Genomic DNA, 19,548 nt, shown 5'->3' on the forward strand with positions numbered 1-19,548 from the left:
ACAGCCTTCTCACGAACCTCGGGCGGGTAACGCTTCGACATGATGGCGACCATCTTCCTCTAAGAAGAAGCGGCCCCCAACCCGTGACAGTTCACCCTCGGCCTGCCCGGCCGTCGTGTCTTGGTCTCGCGCCGCTGGTCCGGCAAAACCCTGCCAGATCACAAGGCCGACCGCGCCGAATTCGTTCGGCAACTGCTCGCTCAGGTCGGCATCGTCAAACCCGACACCAGTCACCTGATCGTGCGGCCGGTCGAACCCGGCGACCACTCCGCACCGCCGCGGGATCACCTCATCCTCGCCGCGATCGCTCAACGCACGACGTGGCGGGCGGAATACATCAGAGCCCTGCTCGCGGCAGGAACCGCGGCATAGCAAGACGTTTCGGCAGTTCGGGAAGCAGCGTAGGGGAGAGGTAGAGCAGTGGATATCGGATCGGGATACGTGGATGTGCAGGGTGCCGCAGTGTATCTGGGGACCGGTGTGCGATTCATTCGTCGGCTGGTGGCGGAACGGCGGGTGGTGTTCTACAAGGTCGGTGGACACGTGCGGTTCAAGGTGTCGGACCTGGAGGCATACGCCCAGGCGGGCAAGGTCGAAGCGATCGAGGTCCGCTGGAGTGGCGGTAAGGCGGTGGCCTGATGGCAGCGCGACGACGGTTCGGCAAAGTTCGCAAGCTGCCGTCCGGCAAGTTTCAAGCGTCGTTCATCGGCCCGACCGGCAAGCGGCAGAACGCACCGCAGACGTTTCGCACCAAGACTGACGCGGACCGGTGGTTGGTCAACGTCGAGGCCGACATCAGCCGGGGCGCGTGGCTCGATGAACGGATTGGACGGCAGCGGTTCGAGGACTACGCCTCGGCGTACTTGCGGGACAACCCGGATGTCGGCCCGCGGTGGGAGGAGACATGCAGGCGGAACATGCGCCTGCACATGACTGAGCTCTTGGACAAGCCGCTGATTGCGATCACACCCCCGGTGGTGCGCAGCTGGCACGCCAAAGCGCTCGCTGGCACTGGCGGCAAGACTTCCATCGCCCAGTCCTACCGGTTCCTCCGGACCGTGATGAATCAAGCGAAGCGTGACGGCGCGATTTCGGCGAACCCGTGCACGATCAAGGGCGCTGGCTCGGATCGAGCGAAGGAACGCACTGTCGCCACTCCGGCCCAAGTCGCCGAACTGGTCGAGAAGATCACGCCGCGGTATCGGGCTGCGGTCCTGCTCGCGGCATGGTGCGGTCTGCGGCGCGGCGAGATCATCGGCCTGGCGGTCGTAGACCTGGACCTGGTGGCTGATGAGGTCTGGGTTCGGCGCAACCGAGTCGAGCTGCTGGAATCCGGCGAAGCCTTCGACAAAGACCCGAAGACCGACGCCGGTAAGCGGCCGGTGTCGATCCCGCCGCACCTGCGGCCGTTTCTCGTTGAGCACTTGGAGAAGTGGTCCGGTGACACGTGGCTGTTCGTCGGCCAGGACAAGCAGCGGATGCGCGGCAACGCGATCTATCAGGCGTTTGTGCGGGCGCGGAATCGGGTCGGGGTCGAGGTGAGTTTTCACGATCTCAGACACACTGGCCAAACCTTGGCCGCTGCGACTGGGGCCACGCTCGCTGATCTCAAGAAGCGGCTTGGGCACGCTTCGACGGCCGCCGCACTGCGGTACCTGCACGCTGTCGACGGGCGAGACAAACAGGTCGCCGTAGAGCTGAGCAAGCTGGCAGCCAGAGGGAACGCAGTCGAGCTGCCGCGCACAATCATCGTGAGGCACTGAGCGGAGTCGGGGCACGTGGAAGACACGACGGCATGGGCCGGTGCCCTGACCTGCATCGGAGCGCCTGACTCACACGCGGAAGGTCGCTGGTTCGATCCCAGCTGGGACCACTCAGAAGCCGCAGGTCAGCGCTATTTCGAGAGAATAGCGCAGCCTGTGAGCGATATAGGTGCGATCAATTCGCATCCATCCTGGGCTCGACTCGGAGCCGACATCGCCCCGTCACCGCAATTGAGCGAGCGTAGCTATGCAGGCGCGGCTTCGTACCGAGGGCGCCCGCGACAGTCCTCTGCTCCAGCGTGTCTTGCTGACGATCACCCCTCAGCCACGAACTCGATCGATGTGTAGCTCGTGGAAGTGCTCGGTGAGGGCAAGCCCGATCGCGCGCAGGGCGTCCGGGTCGGTCATCCGTTCGTGCCGGGCGGGAATGCGGTGTTCGGTGATGCGGCCGGTGATGTGTTTGTTCCATGCGTGAGCCGGAGAAGGGCCGTTGTCCGTGTGGTCCGGAGTGGAGCTGAAGTAGATCAGGTCCCCGGCGAAGGATGCGGGCCGGTGGTTTCGGGTGAGGTCGACGAGCCGGGTGTAGTCGCGGTGCAGGGTCACGAGATGCTCGGCGGTCAGGGCGGTGAAGAGTCCGCCCTGCCGGTGCAGCAACTCGGCCGCGACCTCGAAGGTGAGGTCGGCGGGAAGCTCGAAAGCGGCGAGGCCGCCGAACTCGGTCAGCAAGTCCGCGGTGGTGGGGGCCAGAGTGCCGACGATGCGGTCGGTGACGACTCGGGTGTCCATCATGGCCAGGGTCGCCACCTGTTCACCGTCTCGGCGGAGTTGGACGGCGATCGCGTGGGCGATGGTGCCGCCGAGCGAATAGCCGAGCAAGTGGTAAGGGCCGTGCGGCTGGACGGACCGCATCTCCCGTACGTAGCGGGCGGCGAGGTGGTCGAGTGTGTCGAACCGCGCGGTGGGATCGGTCAGCGTCGGGGATTGCAGTCCGTACACGGGACGGTCGGGGTCGACGTGCTGCACGAGTCCGCTGAAGCCCCAAGCCAATCCGATGGCGGGGTGGACGCAGAACAGTGGTGGGCCGGTTCCCGCAGCACGCAGCGGGAGCAGCACCGACAGTGCGTCGCCGGAATCCTGTTCCTCGAGGCCGCGCAGGCGGGCATCGATGCGGCGAGCCAGCAAGTGCGGTGTCGGGTCGGTGAAGACCCATTGAATCGGCACGTCGGCGCCGGTCGATTCCGCCAGCCGCGCAACCAGCTGGGTGGCGGCCAGCGAGTTGCCGCCGAGGGCGAAGAAGCCGTCGTCGACGCCGACTCGTTCGATGTCGAGAGTCCGGGCGAAGGCGTCGCAGACGGTGGTCTCGAGTGGGGTGGACGGCGGCCGGAATCGGGAGTGCCGCCGGTCGGGTGCGGGTAGGGCTTTGTAGTCGAGTTTGCCGGTGGAGGTGAGGGGGATCCGGTCGAGGGTGAGGATCGCGGTGGGGATCATGTGGGTGGGTAGCCGGGTCGCGAGATAGGTGGTCAGCGCGAGGGTGTCGGGCGTGGTGTGCGGGGCGGGGACGACGTAGCCGGTGAGTTGGCCGGAGCCGTTGGATCGGCTGTGGACGGTGACGGCGGCGTGGGTGATGTCGGGGTGGCCGCGTAGCGCGGCTTCGATGTCGCCGCGTTCGATGCGGTGGCCGTGGATCTTGAGTTGCAGGTCGCTGCGGCCCTTGTATCGCAGGGTTCGGTCGGCGGTCCAGGTCACCAGGTCGCCGGTGCGGTACATCCGTGTCCCGGGCGGCCCGTACGGGTCGGGGACGAATCGGGCTGCTGTGGTTACGGGTTGCCTGTGGTAGCCGCGGGCGAGGCCCGGTCCGGACACGTACAGTTCGCCGACGACTCCGGGTGGGACGGGTCGCAGTCTGCGGTCGAGTACGACGGCGGTGAATCCGCGGGTCGGGCCGCCGATCGTCATCGGAGCGTTGGTGGTCGCGGGAGCGTCGGCGCAGCTCATGATGGTGGTTTCGGTAGCACCGTAGGAGCTGATCACCGTCCGGCCCGGAATCCACTGCGCTGCCAGGTCCGGTGGGCATGTCTCGCCGCCGAGGATCAGGGTGCCGAGGGTGTCGAGTTCGTCGGGGGGCAGCGAGGCGAGCACTGTCGGAGTGAAGGCGGCATGGGTGACGCGTTCGGTCTTGATCACCTGTGCCAGGTCTGCGCCAGCGACCACCGGTGCGGGTGCGAGAACCAGTGTGGCGCCCGCGGCCGCGGCGCTGAGCCATTCGAGGACCGAGACGTCGAAGGTCAGGGCGGCGGCGCCCAGCACCCGAGAGGCCGGGGTGAGGCCGAACCGCTCCCGTGTTTCGGCGGCCAGGTCCGCGATTCCGCTGTGGGTGACCACGACGCCTTTGGGAATCCCGGTGGAGCCCGAGGTGAACATCAGATAGGCCGGGTGGTGTGGCCGTAGCGTGGTCGTGCGGTCGCGGTCGGTGATCGCGGCGGGGGACGCCGACGCTGTCGTCGCCGCGAAGGACGGGTCGTCGAGGGCGAGCCAATCGGTGGTGTCCGGCAGCTGGTCTCGGTGGATCCCGAGTGTCAGCCCTACGGCGGCACCGGAATCGGTGAGCATGCCGGTGATCCGGTCCCGGGGATGGGCGGGATCGATGGGGACGAACGCGCCACCGGATTTGGCGACCGCCCACACGGCGATCACGGCGTCGACGGAGCGCGGTAACGCTATGGCCACCATCGATTCCGGTCCTGTTCCCGCCTCGATCAATACCCGCGCCCACCGGTTCGAAATCTCGTCGAGTTCGCGGTAGGACAGCCTCGAGCCGTCGCAGACCACCGCTTCCGTGTCCGGCGTCATCGCGGCCGTCAACACCTGCGGCAAGATCGATAGCGGCAGACCGGGGCGACCGCGAACGGGGACCAAGGTGGCTCGTTCCTCCGGCGACAGCAACTCCAGCTGGGTCAGCGGGAGGTCGATGTGGTCGGCGAGGGTGTCGAGCACGCGCAGCATTCGGTCGGCGATGGCGTCGATCTGGTGTCGGGTGAACAGTTCCGGCAGGTATTTGAAGGTCAGGTGCACTCGGGTGTCCTGATGGACGACTAGGCCGAGCGGATAGTGCGCGGCGTCGCGTCCGTCGACGTCGAGAACGTGCATCCCCGCGATGTCGGTGTCTTCGGACAGACCGGCCCGGTCGACCGGGTAGGACTCGAGGACGGTCACGGTGTCGAACATCGCGCCGGGACCGGCCACGCGCTGGATCTCGGCGAGCCCGAGGTGGTGATGGTCGAGCAGCGCGGCCTGTTCGGCTTGGATTCGCCGCAGTAGCTCGGCCAGCGTTTCGTCGTGATCGAGCCGGATCCGGACGGGCACGGTGTTGACGAACAACCCGATCATCGATTCGATGCCGGGGATCTGCGGCGGGCGCCCGGAGACGGTGGTGCCGAAGACCACGTCCTCGCGGGCGGTCGAGGTGGCGAGCACGATCGCCCAGGCGGCTTCGACGAGGGTGTTGAGGGTGGCCTCTTGTCGATGGGCCACCGCGACAAGGGCCGCGGTGCGCTGCTGGCTCAGTCGCACCTGGACTTCGCGCGCGGCGATGGTGGGTCGGCGGCCGCGATCCGCGGGCGCCAGCAGGGTCGGCTCGGCGATGCCCTCGAATGCCCGCGCCCACGCGGCTTCCGCCGCGTCCCGGTCCTGGGCGTTCAGCCACCGCAGGTAGTCGCGGTAGGGGCGCACCGGGGGCAACACCGTGAGGTCGCTGTCGGCGGCGTAGAGGGTCAGCAGTTCTCGGATGAGCAGTGGCGTGGACCAGCCGTCTATCAGGATGTGGTGCATGCTCAGCAGCAGTCGATACCGCCGGGGCACGGTGCTGATCAGGGTGAGTCGCAGCAGCGGCGCGGTGGTCACGTCGAAGCACGCGCGGCGGTCGGCGTCCATGAACTCTTCGAGTGCGGCTTCCGTATCGTCGCGCCCGGCCAGGTCGATCCCGGTGAACGGCACGTCGACGTGCTGGTGCACCAACTGGACCGCTTCGCGTGCGCCATCGCGTACGAACGCGGTCCGCAGGTTCGGGTGACGTCCGAGGAGAGCCTGCGCGGCGCGCCGCAGCCGGTCGGCGTCGACGCGCCCGCCGAGTTCCAGACCGAGTTGCACTATGTAGGCGTCGAGGGTGCCGTCGGCGAGTTGGGCGTGGAACAGCAACCCTTTTTGCAGCGGCGTGAGCGGCCAGATGTCGTCCAGTGTCGAACGTCCGGCCGCGAGCCGGTCGATCGCGCCTTGGTCGAGGTCGACGAGGCCGACGTCGGAAGGGGTGAGCCCGCCCGCGTCGGGGCGGGACGCGTGTGCGGCCAGAGCGGTCACCGCGTCGCGCCACAGTTCCGCGAGGTCGGTGACCTCGGTGGAGGTGAGCACGCCGGTCGGATACTCCCAGGCCGCGGTAAGGGTGGGCCCGTCCGAGGTATCGATGGTGACCGCGTTGATGCCGAGCAGGGCAGCGACGGGCGCGTCGGGGTTCTGGATGCTGCCGCCCTCGGGTCCGTCGCCTGCGGGCATCCACCCAATGTCGCGCAACGTCGGGGGAGTGGTGTCGAGTCGGCCGAGGTAGTTGAAACTCACCTGGGGAGTGGGCAATTCACGCAGGACGGGGGCGGTATCGGCGTTGAGATAACGCAGCAGTCCGTAGCCGATCCCGTGGTCGGGGACCCGCCGGAGTTGTTCCTTGACCGACTTGACGACCGCCGCGGCGGCATCCCCGGCGGCGAAGGCGTCGTCGATGTCGATACCGGACACGTCGAGCCGGACCGGGTAGGTGGTGGTGAACCATCCGATGGTGCGGGTGAGGTCGGCGCCGGGAAGCACCGTGTCGTGGCGGCCGTGGCTTTCGAGGGTGAGCAGCGTCTCGGCGACGGTATCGCCGCGGCGGCGCCGCCATCGGGTCAGCGCCAGCGCGAGCCCGGCGACGAGGGCGTCGTCCACGTTGCCGTGGAACGCCCTGGGCAGGGTGGTGAGTACGGCGCGGGTCACCGCGGTGGGAAGCGCCACCTCGACGGTGGCGGCGGTGGCTTGCACGTCCACGGACGGGTCGATCGGGCGGGCACCGATCGGCGGATCGTCGGCGGCGAGCGTGGACTGCCACCAGTCGAGTTCGTCGAGGCTTCCTGCGGCGGTGTTCAGCGCATGCGCCCAGCGTCGCACCGAAGTGCCGACGGGCGCGAGCCGCGGCCGCTGTCCGGCACTCAGCTGGGCCCACGCCACGGCGAGATCGGGGACGAGGATCCGCCACGACACGCCGTCGATCACCAAGTGGTGCGCGACGACGAGCAGCCGCCCCGGCTGTCCGGCCCAGTCGAACCAGACCAGCTGAAGCACGACTCCGGCCGCGGGGTCGAGGCGTTCGGCCGCCGCGTTCGCCTCGGCGTCGGCGAGCGCCGCGAAGGCGCTGCTGTCCGGCGCCGCATCCACCGGCACCCGCCGGATCAGCCCGGCGGCGGGCATCGCGGTCGGCTGCACCCGTAGCGTCCACCCCGACGGGTGCGCGGGTTCCGGCTGTAGCCGAGCGCGCAGCATGTCGTGGTGATCGATCACCGCCTGGACGGTGGCGCCGATTCCGGTGGCGTCGATGCCGGTCGGCAGGGTGAGCATCACCCACTGGCAGAAGCGGTCGAAGCCGCCGCGCTCGATCATCCAATGCGTGATCGGCGTCAGAGGTACCGGTCCCACGCCCCCGCCGGGCAGTTCCGCCGGAAGGGAGGTCGCCGCGGCGCTGTTGTCGAGAACGGCGATCTCGGCCAGTCCGGCGACCGTCTTGCGCTCGAATACCTCGCGTGCGGAGAACACCACACCCGCAGCCCTGGCTCGCGTCACCAGCTGGATCGACATGATGCTGTCGCCGCCGAGGGCGAAGAACGAATCGTCGGCACCGACCGTGTCGATACCCAGTACCTCGGCGAACAGTCGCGCCAGCGTCGTCTCCACGTCGGTGGCCGGTGCCCGGAATTCGGCTCGGCCCGCGGTGAAGTCCGGCTCGGGCAGAGCGGCGCGGTCGATCTTGCCGTTCGCCGTCACCGGGAGCGCGTCGAGCACCATCACGATCGCGGGCACCATGTGCGAGGCCAACCGCTCCGCGGCGAACGCGCGGACCGCGGCCGCGTCGAGGTCCGCGCGGTGCTCGGGCTCGACGTACCCGATCAACCGGTCGCCGGTGGCGGGGTCCCGGTGCACAGTCGCCGCTGCTCGGGCCACACCCGGGCAGGCGACCAGAGCCGATTCGACCTCGCCGAGCTCGACGCGGAAACCACGAATCTTGACCTGGAAATCCGACCGGCCCACATATTCGAGCGCCAGACTCCGGTCAGGTAGTCGCACCCACCGCACCAGGTCGCCGGTTCGATACATGCGTTGTCCCGGGCCCTCGAACGGATCGGCGACGAACCGCGATGCCGTCAGACCCGTCCCGTTGCGGTAGCCGCGGGCCAGGCCGGGGCCCGCCAGATACAACTCGCCGACGACCCCGATCGCCACCGGCCGCAACCACGCGTCGAGCACGACCTGGCCGACCCCGCGGATCGGTCCACCGATCGTCACCGCCTCACCTGCCACTATCGGCGCACCGGCATCGGTCAGGATCGTGGCCTCGGCCGGGCCGTAGGTGTTGAAGAATCTCCGGCCCGGCGCCCACCGCGACACCAGTGTCGGTGTGGGCGCTTCGCCACCGGTCACGATGGTGCCGAGGTCGTCGAGCCCGGCGGGATCGACCGTCCCCAAAGCCGCGGGCGTCAGCGCGACATGGGTCACCTTCGTGCGCGACAGGATCCGCGCCAGCTCGTCTCCGCCGTAGACGGTCGGGGGCGCGATCACCAGCCGACCGCCCGCCGCGAACGCCAACAGGTGTTCCAGCACCGCCGCGTCGAAACTCGGAGACGCGAAAGCCAGCACCCGCGCGCTCGGCCCGGTGCCGAACCTCGAACATTCCTCGGCCACCAGGTTCGCCAACCCTCGATGCGACACCACCACACCCTTCGGCACACCTGTCGAGCCGGACGTGTAGATCACGTACGCCGCGTTGTCGACCCGCACCGCCGATGTTCGCTCCGCATCGGTCACCGGCGCCGACGACAACCCCGCGGCCTCCGTTTCGACCTCGCCGAGGATCAACCACGGAACAGTCCCGGGCAGCCGATCCCGCCACTCCGGCCGTGTGATCCCCACCGCCACACCGGAATCGGTGAGCATGTGCTCGATCCGGCTCGCCGGGTACTGCGGATCCACCGGCACGAACGCTGCCCCCGACTTAGCCACCGCCCATACCGCCAGTACCGAATCGACCGACCGCGGCAATCCGACCGCGACACTCGCCTCCGGCCCGACACCCCGGCCGATCAACAAGCGGGCCAACCGATTCGACTCCGCGTCCAGCTCGCCGTACGTCCACCACCGATCCCCGCACACCACCGCGACCGCCCCCGGATCCCGCTGCACCGCCGCCGCCAGCAACTCCGGCAGCACCCGCTCCCGCACCGCTGGATCGCCCGAAACCGGCGTCAACTCCCGGTGTTCGGCCGGGGAGAGCAGGTTTAGCCGCGCCAGCGGCAGATCCGGGTCGGCGGCGACGGCGCCGATGACGCGCAGGAACCTCCGCAGGGTCGCGTCCATAGCGTCCCGGTCGAAGAGTTCGGGCAGGTAGTTGATCTCGACGTGCAGTCGGGTGTCGACCCGCGCGACAACTCCCAGCGGATAGTGCGCGGCGTTGACGCTGGTCACGTCGATCAGCCGCATGCCGGCGATATCGGTGTCCGCGGTCAGCCCGCCGCGATCGATCGGGAAGGACTCGAACACCGTGATCGTGTCGAAGACCGCCGCGGGCCCGGCCACCCGCTCGATGTCGGTCAGACCCACGTAGTGGTGATCGAGCAGTCCGGCCTGCTCCGCCTGGATTCGGTCGAGCAGCTGGCCCAAGCTCTCGGCGGGATCGAGGCGGACGCGCACCGGCAGTGTGTTGATGAACAGTCCGATCATCGACTCGATGCCCGCGATCCGCGGGGGCCGTCCGGACACCGTGGCGCCGAACGTCACGTCGTCCCGGGACGTGAACGCGCCCAACACGATCGCCCATGCAGTCTGGATCACGGTGTTGAGGGTGACGCCACGAGCGCGCGCCAGGCCGGTCAGCGACGCGGTCTGTTCCTCGGTCAGTTCGCCGACCACCTCACGCGATTCGGTGTACGGGCGGCCGGGATCGGCCGGAGCCACCAGGGTCGGCCCGTCGGCGCCGTCGAACGCGCGAGCCCAGGCGTCGAGCGAAGCGGTCGGGTCTCGCCCGCCGATCTCCGCCAAGAAGTCCCGGTAGGGACGGAGGCGAGGCAGGATCGCGGCGTCGCCGTCGGTGGCGAAGAGGATCAGCAACTCCTTCAGGAGCAGCGGCGTCGACCAGCCGTCGAGCAGCAGGTGATGGTTGGTCAGCACCAGCCGGTAGTGCTCGGGCCCCGTGGTGACCACCATCCAGCGCAGCAGTGGGGCACGAGCCGGGTCGAACCGGGCCGCCCGGTCCGCGGCCATCAGCCGATCCCACTCGCGGTCGCGGGCACCGTCCGCGAGCCCGGACAGGTCGAGCTCCGACCAAGGGACCTCGACGTTTTCGTTGACCACCTGCACCGGTCCTGCGGCGGTGTCGGTGACGAACGCGGTGCGCAAATTCGCATGCCGGTCGAGCAGCACCTGCGCGGCTCGGCGCAGCCGCTCCGGGTCGACCCGCCCACGCAGCTCGAGGACCAACTGCACCAAGTAGGCGTCCATGGACTCCTCGGACACCAGCGCATGGAACAGCAACCCCTCCTGCAACGGAGTCAACGGCCAGACGTCGCTCAACGCCGGATAGCTGCCTTCGAGTCGCTCGATTTCGGACTGCCCGAGCCGGACCAGATCCAGGTCCGACGGCGTCCGTCCGCCGGACCCGGCGTGGTGGACATGTCTGGCCAACGCGGTCAAGACTCGGCGCCACGACTCCGCCACCTCGCGTACCTCGTCGGCGGTGAGTACCCCGGCGGGATACGACCAGATCGCCCGCAACCGCGGACGGCCCGCCTCGTCGTCGGTGCAGGCCTTGATGTCGAGCACTGCCGACACCGGCATATCCGGATTCCGCGCACCGGCAGCGGCGGGATCATTCACCGGCATCCATCCGGCCGAAAGTATTTCTTCGGGAAGGGACGTGGCGGTGTAGTCGAACGCGATCTGCGGCGTCGGCCGGGTTCCGAGAATCGGTCCGGTGTCCTCGTTGAGATATCGCAACAAGCCGTAGCCGATTCCGTGGTCCGGAACGGCGCGCAACTGTTCCTTGACGGACTTGACCGCTGCCCCCATAGCCGGGCCACCGGCGCACGCGTCCTCGAGATCGATGTCCGAAAGGTCCAGGCGCATCATAAAACTCGTGGCGAACCAGCCGACCGTCCGGGTCAGATCCGAGCCCGGGACGGCGTCCTCCGCACGGCCGTGCCCTTCGAGATCGATCACCACCTCCGCGAGTTCCGTCGCACGCTGGCGCCGCCACTTCGTCACCGCTACCGCCAGCGCGGCCAGCAGCCCGTCGCCCACACTGCCGTGGAATGCCGCTGGGACGTCGGTCGACAGCGCTTCGGTCACCTCGGGGGACACGACGACCTCGACCGTGCGGATCGTGGCAGCCACATCGATCTCGGGATCGAGAGGCCGGGATCCGATCACCGGATCGTCCCGGGCGGCCATCGCCTGCCACAAGTCGAGCTCGGCGGTCCGCTCCGGGCGTTGGGCTGCCTCGACCAGCCCGTGCGCCCACCTGCGCATCGATGTCCCGACCGGGGCCGGATCGGGTGGCTCGCCGGACTCGATCCGCGCCCACGCGACCGCCAAATCGGCCACCAGCACCCGCCAGGACGCCCTGTCGATCGCCGAACGATGTACCAGCACAAGCACTCTGCTCGACTCCGCCGCGTCGACCGGATCGAACCAGACCACCTGCGTCACGATCCCGGCGCCCGGATCGAGCCGATCCGCGGCCGCCGCCGATTCCGCCGCCACCGACGCACGGAACTCGTCGCTTCCCGGCTGCCCCGCCATCGCCACCCGGCGGACGACGTCGTCGGCTCGAATCTTCCCGATCGGCAGCACCTCCCACGCCCAGCTCCCCTCGGCGCCGGGGCGCAGCCGCGCGCGCAGCATGTCGTGCCGATCGAGTACCGCCTGCACCGTGGCCGCCAGCTTCCGCTGGTCGATCCCCGCGGGCGGAGCCAGCATCATCGCCTGCGAGAAGCGGTCGAACCCCGGCTCCGCGCCTTCGATCAGCCGTCGCATGTTCGGCGTCAGCGGTATCGGCCCGACACCCCCGCCGGGCAGTTCCTTCGGAAGGGCGGACGCCGCGGTGCTGTCGAGGACGGCGATCTGGGCCAGCCCGGCAACGGTTTTGCGCTCGAACACGTCGCGCGCGGAGAACACCACCCCTGCCGCCCCGGCCCGAGTGACCAGCTGGATCGACCTGATGCTGTCGCCGCCGAGGGCGAAGAACGAATCGTCGAGGCCGACCGTGTCGATACCCAGGACACCGGCGAACGATTCGGCGATCGTGCGTTCGAGCGGTGTCTCGGGTGCTCGGAACGCCTTGTCGCCGACGAATACCGGATCGGGGAGTGCGTTGCGATCCAGCTTGCCCGCCGCGGTCAAGGGGATCCGATCCAGCACCATGATCGTGGACGGGACCATATAGGACGGCAACCGGCCCGTGAGGTACTCGGTCAGGGTCGTGGTATCTATCGACTTACCCGGCGCGGCGAAGACATACGAAACCAGCGACTGGGACCCGGAATCGCCGCGGTGACCGATCGTGGCGGCGAAATCGACGGTCTCATGGGCGGCGAGCGCCGCATCGATCTCCCCGAGCTCGATGCGCAGACCCCGAATCTTGACCTGGAAGTCCGACCGGCCGAGATGTTGGAGCGCTCCGTGGGCCGTCCATCGGACCAAGTCTCCGGTGCGGTACATGCGTTCCCCGGGCGCCCACGGGCATGCTACGAAACGCGCGGCGGTCAGACCCGCCCGGCGGTGGTATCCGCGGGCCAGCAAGGTGCCCGCGACATACAATTCGCCTGTCACGCCGACTGTTACGGGTTGTAGTCGTTGATCGAGCACCCATACGGAGGCACCACGGATCGGCTTACCGATGGTGACCGGTTCGTCTGCCGTCAGTGGGGAGGCCAGCGTCGCGGCGATCGTGGTCTCGGTGGGCCCATATTCGTTGACCATGTTCCGGTGGTCGGCGCTCCAGCGCGCGACCAACTCGGCGCCACAGTCCTCGCCGCCGACCAAGAGATTTCGCAAATCCGGTAGCGGCCAACGATTGTGGTCGATGGTGGACAATGCCGAGGGCGTGATCAGGAGATGGCTGACGTGCTCCCGGTCGAGCAATTCGCCGAGTTCGTCGCCGCCGTAGACGTCGCTGGGCGCGATGACCATGGTCGCGACCCAGTACACCGCGTCCAGTAATTCCAGTACCGACACATCGAAGCTCGGCGAAGCCAGATGCAGAACGCGAGAACCCGATCCGATTCTCATGCCATGCCGGTGCACGGTGGCGCAGTTGCGGAGTCCGCGGTGGGTGACCGCGACGCCTTTGGGCAGTCCGGTCGATCCGGAGGTGTAGAGGACGTAGGCGACGTGGTCGACACGCAGCGGGCGTACCCGGTCGCTATCGGTGACGGGGCGGTTCTCGGTCTCGGGGAGGTCCTCCGGTGTCAACCAGTCGATGGCGTCGGGTAATCGGCTTCGCGCTGATGGCACGGTCAGACCGATCGCCGCCTTGGAATCGGCCACGATGTGGGTGATGCGTTCGATGGGATTGGTCGGGTCGATCGGCAGAAAAGCGGCGCCGGTTTTGGCGACCGCCCACACCGCGAGTACGGAATCCGCGGAGCGCGGCATGCCGATCGCGACGATATCCTCCGGACCGACACCGCGCTGAATCAATATCCGGGCCAACCGATTCGAATGCTCGTCCACCTCCCGATAGCTCAGCTGCCGCCCCTCGAAAACGATCGCCGCGGCATGGGGATCTCGTGCGGCCGCCGCGGTCAACAGGTCGGGCAGTGTGGCGGGCGCCGCCGCGGGCCCGCCGGAGCGCGACACCAGGTCGGCACGTTCGGCGGCCTCGAGCACCTCGATCATCCCGACCGGGACCGTGGGATCGGTGGCCACCGATTCGAGTATCCGGATCCACCGGTGTACGAGGGAGTCGATCGTCGCGGTGTCGAACAGCTCCGTGGCATAGGTGACCGCTACCGCCATCTCGCCACCGTTGTGGGTGTCCGACAGGACGACCTGCAGGTCGAAACGAGACACTTCGTTGGGAAGGTCGACCACCGATACATCGAGACCGGGCAGTTCGAGCTTCACCTGTTCCAGATTCTGGAATGCCAGCATCACCTGGAACAGGGGGTGCCGGGACTGGGATCGTTGGGGAGCGAGTTGATCGACCAGTTGCTCGAACGGCACGTCGGCGTGTCCGAAGGCATCCAGATCGATCTGCCTGACTCGATCGAGCAGATCGGTGAACGACTCGTCGGGATCGATCCGGGTCCGCAAGACCAGGGTGTTGACGAACATGCCGATCACGTCGTCGAGTTCGGCCGCGCCGCGCCCGGCGATGGGTGTTCCGATCGGAATATCGGTGGTGCCGCTCAACCGGGCGAGCAGGACCGCCAGCGCGCCGTGGATCACCATGAACAATGACGAACTATGGTGCCGCGCCAGTCTTTCCAATGTCCGCACCAACTCGGCGTCCAGGGTGTAGTCGATGGTGGCGCCTCGATTGGACGCCACCACCGGCCTCGGCCTGTCGGTCGGCAGACGAAGTTCTTCGGTGACTCCGTCCAGGGTTTCGGTCCAGTACCGGATCTGCTGGGCGCTCAGCGATTCCGGATCGTCGGGCGAGCCGAGAGTAGCTCGTTGCCACAGTGCGTAATCCGCGTACTGGACGGGCAGCGGTGTCCACGAAGGGACTTCGCCGCGGGTTCGGGTGGTGTACGCGGTCGTCACGTCGCGGGCCAGCGGTGCCATGGAGAAACCGTCCGCGGCGATGTGGTGCACGACGACGGCCAGCACGTATTCGGGCTCCTCGCTGTCGGCAGCGCGGAACAATCGGGCACGGACCGGCGGCCGGGCGCTCACATCGAAGCCTGCGGTGACGAATTCGGTTACCGCCGTGTCCACGTGGCTCGCAGGAACCGATACCAGGGCCAGCTCGGGGTTTATCTCGTCGGCGGGTTCGATGAGCTGGATCAGCATTCCGTCGTGGTCCGGATACCGCGTCCGTAAGGACTCGTGCCTGCGCAGGACGTCGACCATGGCCGATCGCAGTGCCTCGACATTCAACTCGCCACGCAACCGGATGGCGATCGGCACGTTGTACGCCCCCGAGCCGGTGTCGTACTGGTTGAAGAACCACATCCGTTGCTGGGCAGGCGCCAAGGGCACGAGGTCCGGGCGCGGCCCGGCGATCAGCGGTGGGCGTTGCCGACCGGCGCCGGAATGCTGCTCTACGCGGGCAGCCAGCGCCGCTACCGTGGGCGCCTCGAACAACAGCCGCACCGGAATCTCGGTGTCCAGCGCGGCCCCCAGCCGCGCGGCGACCCTGGTCGCGACAACGCTGTCCCCGCCGAGGGCGAAGAACGAGTCGTCGAGGCCGACGGCATCGATTCGCAATACCTCGGCGAACGATCCGGCGATCGTGCGTTCGAGGGGTGTCCGCGGTGCGCGGAAGGCCTTGTAGTCGGTGAATACCGGATCGGGCAGCGCCTTGCGATCCAGCTTGCCCACCGACGTCAAAGGGATACGCTCCAGCACCATGATCGCGGACGGGACCATATAGGACGGCAACCGGTCGGCCAGGTACTCGGTCAGGATCGTGGTATCGATCGAATTGCTCGACGCGGCAACGACATACGAAGCCAACGACTCGGTCCCGGCATCGTTGCGGTGGCCGATCGTCACGGCGAAACCGACGCTCTCGTGAGCGGAGAGCGTCGCATCGATCTCGCCGAGTTCGATACGACGGCCACGAATCTTCACCTGGAAATCGGATCGGCCGAGATGCTGGATCGCTCCATCGGCGGTCCACCGGACCACGTCCCCTGTGCGATACATCCGCTCGCCGGGCCTCCAGGGGCACGCTACGAAACGCTCGGTCGTCAAAGCTGCCCGGCGATGGTATCCGCGGGCCAGCAGGTCACCCGCGACGTACAACTCACCCGCGACACCAACCGGCACCGGTTGCAGCCGCTGATCCAGAACCCATTCCGAGACACCGCGAATCGGGCCACCGATCGTCACCAACTCACCGGCCGTCAACGGGGGAGTCAACGTCGCGGCGATGGTGGCTTCGGTAGGCCCGTACTCGTTGAATACGCTCCGGTCGCCGTCGCTCCAGCGCTCGACCAACTCGGTGCCGTAGCCCTCGCCGCCGACCAGCAGGTATCGCAAATACGTTAGCGGCCAACGAGTGTGGTCGATGGTGGACAACGCCGAAGGCGTGATCAGCATATGACTGACCTGCTCGCGGTCGAGCAGTTCGGCGAGTTCGTCGCCGCCGTAGACGTCGCTGGGGGCGATGACCATGGACGCACCCGCGCACAACGCCAACAGCAATTCCAGTACCGATACGTCGAAGCTCGGCGAAGCCGAATGCACGATACGAGAACCGGGTTCGATTCCCATGGCGTGCCGGTGCTCGGTGGCGCAGTTGGCGAGTCCGCGGTGGGTGACCGCGACACCCTTGGGCAGTCCGGTCGATCCGGAGGTGTACATGACATAGGCGAGGTCATCGACACGCAGCGGGCGTACCCGGTCACCGTCGGTGACGGGGCGGTCCTCGACGTCGTCGAGGTCCTCCGGTGTCAACCAGTCGATGTCGTCGGGCAATCGCGTTCGCGCCGAGGTGACCGTGAGACCGATCGCCGCGTGGGAATCGGTCACCATGTGGGTGATGCGTTCGCGGGGATAGGTCGGGTCGATCGGTAGAAACGCGGCACCCGACTTGGCGACCGCCCATACCGCGAGTACGGAATCCGCGGAGCGCGGCATGCCGATCGCGACGATATCCTCCGGGCCGACGCCGCGCTGAATCAGTAAACGGGCCAACCGATTCGAACGCTCGTCGAGTTCTCGGTAGCTCAGCTGCCGCCCCTCGAAAACGATCGCCGTGGCGTCGGGATCCCGTGCGACCGCTGCGGTCGCCAAGTCGGCCAAAGTAGTGGGCGCCACCGCGGGCGCACCAGAGCGGGACAGCAGGTCGGCTCGCTCGGCAGGCTCGAGCACCTCGATGCCCCCCACCGCGGCGGTGGGATCGGCGGCCACCGACTCGAGTATCTGGATCCACCGGTGCGCGAACGAATCGATCGTCGCGGCATCGAACAAATCGGTGGCATAGGTGACCGCTACCGCAATGCCGCCACTGTCGTGATCGTCCGACAGCACGACCCGTAGGTCGAAACGAGACGCCTCGTCGGGCAAATCGACCACCGACACATCCAGACCGGGCACCTCCAGTTCCGCCCGCTCCAAATTCTGGAAAGCCAGCATCACCTGACACAGCGGGTGGCGAGCCTGCGACCGTCGCGGAGCGAGTTGATCGACCAGTTGCTCGAACGGAACATCGGCGTGCCCGAAGGCATCGAGGTCGACCTGCCCGATCCGGCCGAGCAGGTCGGTGAACGACTCGTCGAGATCGACCTCGGTCCGCAACGCCAGGGTGTTGACGAACATATCGGCCTCGTCGTCGAGCTCGGCCGCGAGGCGGACGGCGACCGGCGTGCCGATCGAAATATCGGTCGAACCGCTCAACCGGGCGAGCAGGACAGCCAACGCGCTGTGAATCACCATGGGCAGTGGCGAACCACGTTGCCGTGCAAACTTTTCCAAGGACAGAACCAACTCGGCGCCCATCGAGTAGCCGAGGGTGGCACGCCGATCCGACCTCACCGCGGGCGACCTGTCCACCGGGAGATACAGCTCCTCGGGAAGGTCCGCGAGCGTGGCTCGCCAGAACGCCAGGTTCTCGCGGCGGCGCCGTATTCCGGCGCCGTGCCGGGCGCTGTCGGGGTGGACCTGGCCGAGATCGGTGTCCGGTGCGGCGGCGGCGAACGCGTCGAGGAACTGGACGAATCTGGTGTAGTGCGCCGACAGTTCGGGGCCGGTGTAGAGGTTCGGATTGGCCATGAAGTGCAGGATCGTCTGTGGCGGGTCGCCTGCCTGGTAGAGGTCGACCAGCAAATCCTCGACCGGCCCGGAGCTGAGGATGTGGAATTCCGCGGACATCGACCCGAGCCGGAGTTCCTGGTGGAAGAACATGACATTCACCACCGGGCCGGCGAAACGCCGCTGTCCGTTGTGTCCCGCGGCGGCGCGAATGTCGGTGAGGCCGCACCGCTGGTGCCGCAACGCTCCGATCAGGTCGGACTGCACGCGCCGCACCAGCGTCGCGATCGTGTCGCCCGTACCGAGCGCGATCGGAAGCGGCACAACGTTGACGAAGACTCCAGCGGACCGCCGCAGCACCGCGGTGGTGCGACCCGACACGGGAATATTGACCATGACCTCGTCTCGGCCGGTCATCCGGGCCAGATAACTTCCGAACGCGGCGATCACCACTGCGGCGGGGGTCGCGTCCAACGCCTGCGCGGAACGATCGATCCGCTCCACCGTCTCGGCGGGCAGCTCGGCCTTCGCCACGACACTGTCCGCGCGGGCGGGCGCGTATCCGGCGGCCAGGCTGGACTCCTCCTCGACGCCGGCGAGTCGGTCGAGCCAATACGCTTGGTCGCTGGCGAATCGCTTGGACTCCCGGTAACTGCGATCGGCCTCGTAGAGGGTGCGCAGGTCCGCCGCCTGGTTCGGCTCCGCTGTCCGGCCCTCCACCGCCGCTGTGTACAGCGCCGCGACCCGGTTCATCACCGTCATCGCGGCGTAGCCGTCCCCTGCGACGTGGTGACCCTTGAGGTACCACAGGAAATGCCGATCCCCGACCTGCACCATCACCCATGTCAGCAACCGGTCTCGCATCATATCGAAAGGCGAGGTGTACTCCCGGCGCATCCACTGCAAGGCAGCCGCCATGGGGTCCGGTTCGCCACGCATATCGATGAGCGGCCCCGTCGAATCCAGCGACGGGTCGAACAACTGATGCGGCTCACCGTCGATCTCGACCAGTCGCATATATCCGGATTGGAATTCGTGGCCCGCTCGAATCGAAACCTTGCGAAGTAAGTCGAGATCCAGATCCCCATGGAACTCGAGATACTGTGCCTCACATATCGGCACATCCGGGCTCAATTTCTGCGCCAGCCACAGCCCCCGCTGTCCCGCGGACAGCGGCACCGGCTGAGTGACCGACACGTCGGGCTCGGCGTCCCCGCCCGGCCCCTGGTCGAGCGGGGACTGCGGTCGCGGAACGGTCATCACTTGCCTCCAGACCCGACCGCGCCCAGTATAAGCCGACTGATTGGTATGCGTATACCCCCGGAGGCTCGCTCTCCGCATCGCCTCATAAGGTGAATACTCGCGAAAGTGTTGGACGGCGCTCCGCTGCTTCTCCGCGGCGATCTTGGAAGCGCATGGGTCCGTATTGTGATCCGCTCGACTTATGAATTATTCGCCATCTCGATGCGCGAATTTTCGAAAGCGGGATTGAAAACTCCGATGCCCTTGGCGATATGTGGACACGTAATAAGTGCAGGTCCGCTGCGCCGTCGCACGATCTTGCGTCTTGTTTGTCCGT

Annotated in this window: 3 protein-coding genes and 1 pseudogene; 3 read left to right on the plus strand and 1 reads right to left on the minus strand. The window is 67.5% G+C overall.

Going from position 1 to position 19,548, the window contains the following annotated elements:
- Positions 1–87: 87 nt before the first annotated feature.
- The 3 genes and pseudogenes from AB0H49_RS33525 to AB0H49_RS33535 form a co-directional block, all read left to right on the plus strand.
- Positions 88–372 (plus strand): annotated as a pseudogene (locus AB0H49_RS33525) (replication initiator); the annotation flags it as partial.
- 75 nt (positions 373–447) lie between these two features.
- Positions 448–639 (plus strand): excisionase family DNA-binding protein, encoded by a 192-nt coding sequence (locus AB0H49_RS33530; RefSeq protein ID WP_357256958.1) that lies wholly within the window; start codon positions 448–450, stop codon positions 637–639.
- Positions 639–1,763, plus strand: coding sequence for a tyrosine-type recombinase/integrase (locus AB0H49_RS33535; protein WP_357256931.1), 1,125 nt, complete (start codon positions 639–641; stop codon positions 1,761–1,763). Before AB0H49_RS33530 ends, AB0H49_RS33535 begins: the two co-directional genes overlap by 1 nt.
- Positions 1,764–2,084: 321 nt before the next feature.
- Here the strand turns inward: AB0H49_RS33535 and AB0H49_RS33540 are convergent, their stop codons facing one another.
- On the minus strand, positions 2,085–19,229 hold the full coding sequence (locus AB0H49_RS33540; protein ID WP_357256934.1) for an amino acid adenylation domain-containing protein: 17,145 nt from the start codon (positions 19,227–19,229) through the stop codon (positions 2,085–2,087).
- Between the last annotated feature and the right edge of the window lie 319 nt (positions 19,230–19,548).

Origin of the sequence: Nocardia sp. NPDC050713 (genome assembly GCF_040654315.1) — a bacterium.
Taxonomy (GTDB): Bacteria; Actinomycetota; Actinomycetes; order Mycobacteriales; family Mycobacteriaceae; genus Nocardia.

What these genes read in the sequence shown, in the direction of transcription:
- AB0H49_RS33535 (WP_357256931.1), top strand. Translation starts at nt 639, where the DNA reads ATGGCAGCGCGACGACGGTTCGGCAAAGTTCGCAAGCTGCCGTCCGGC.
- AB0H49_RS33540 (WP_357256934.1), bottom strand. Translation starts at nt 19,229, where the DNA reads ATGACCGTTCCGCGACCGCAGTCCCCGCTCGACCAGGGGCCGGGCGGG.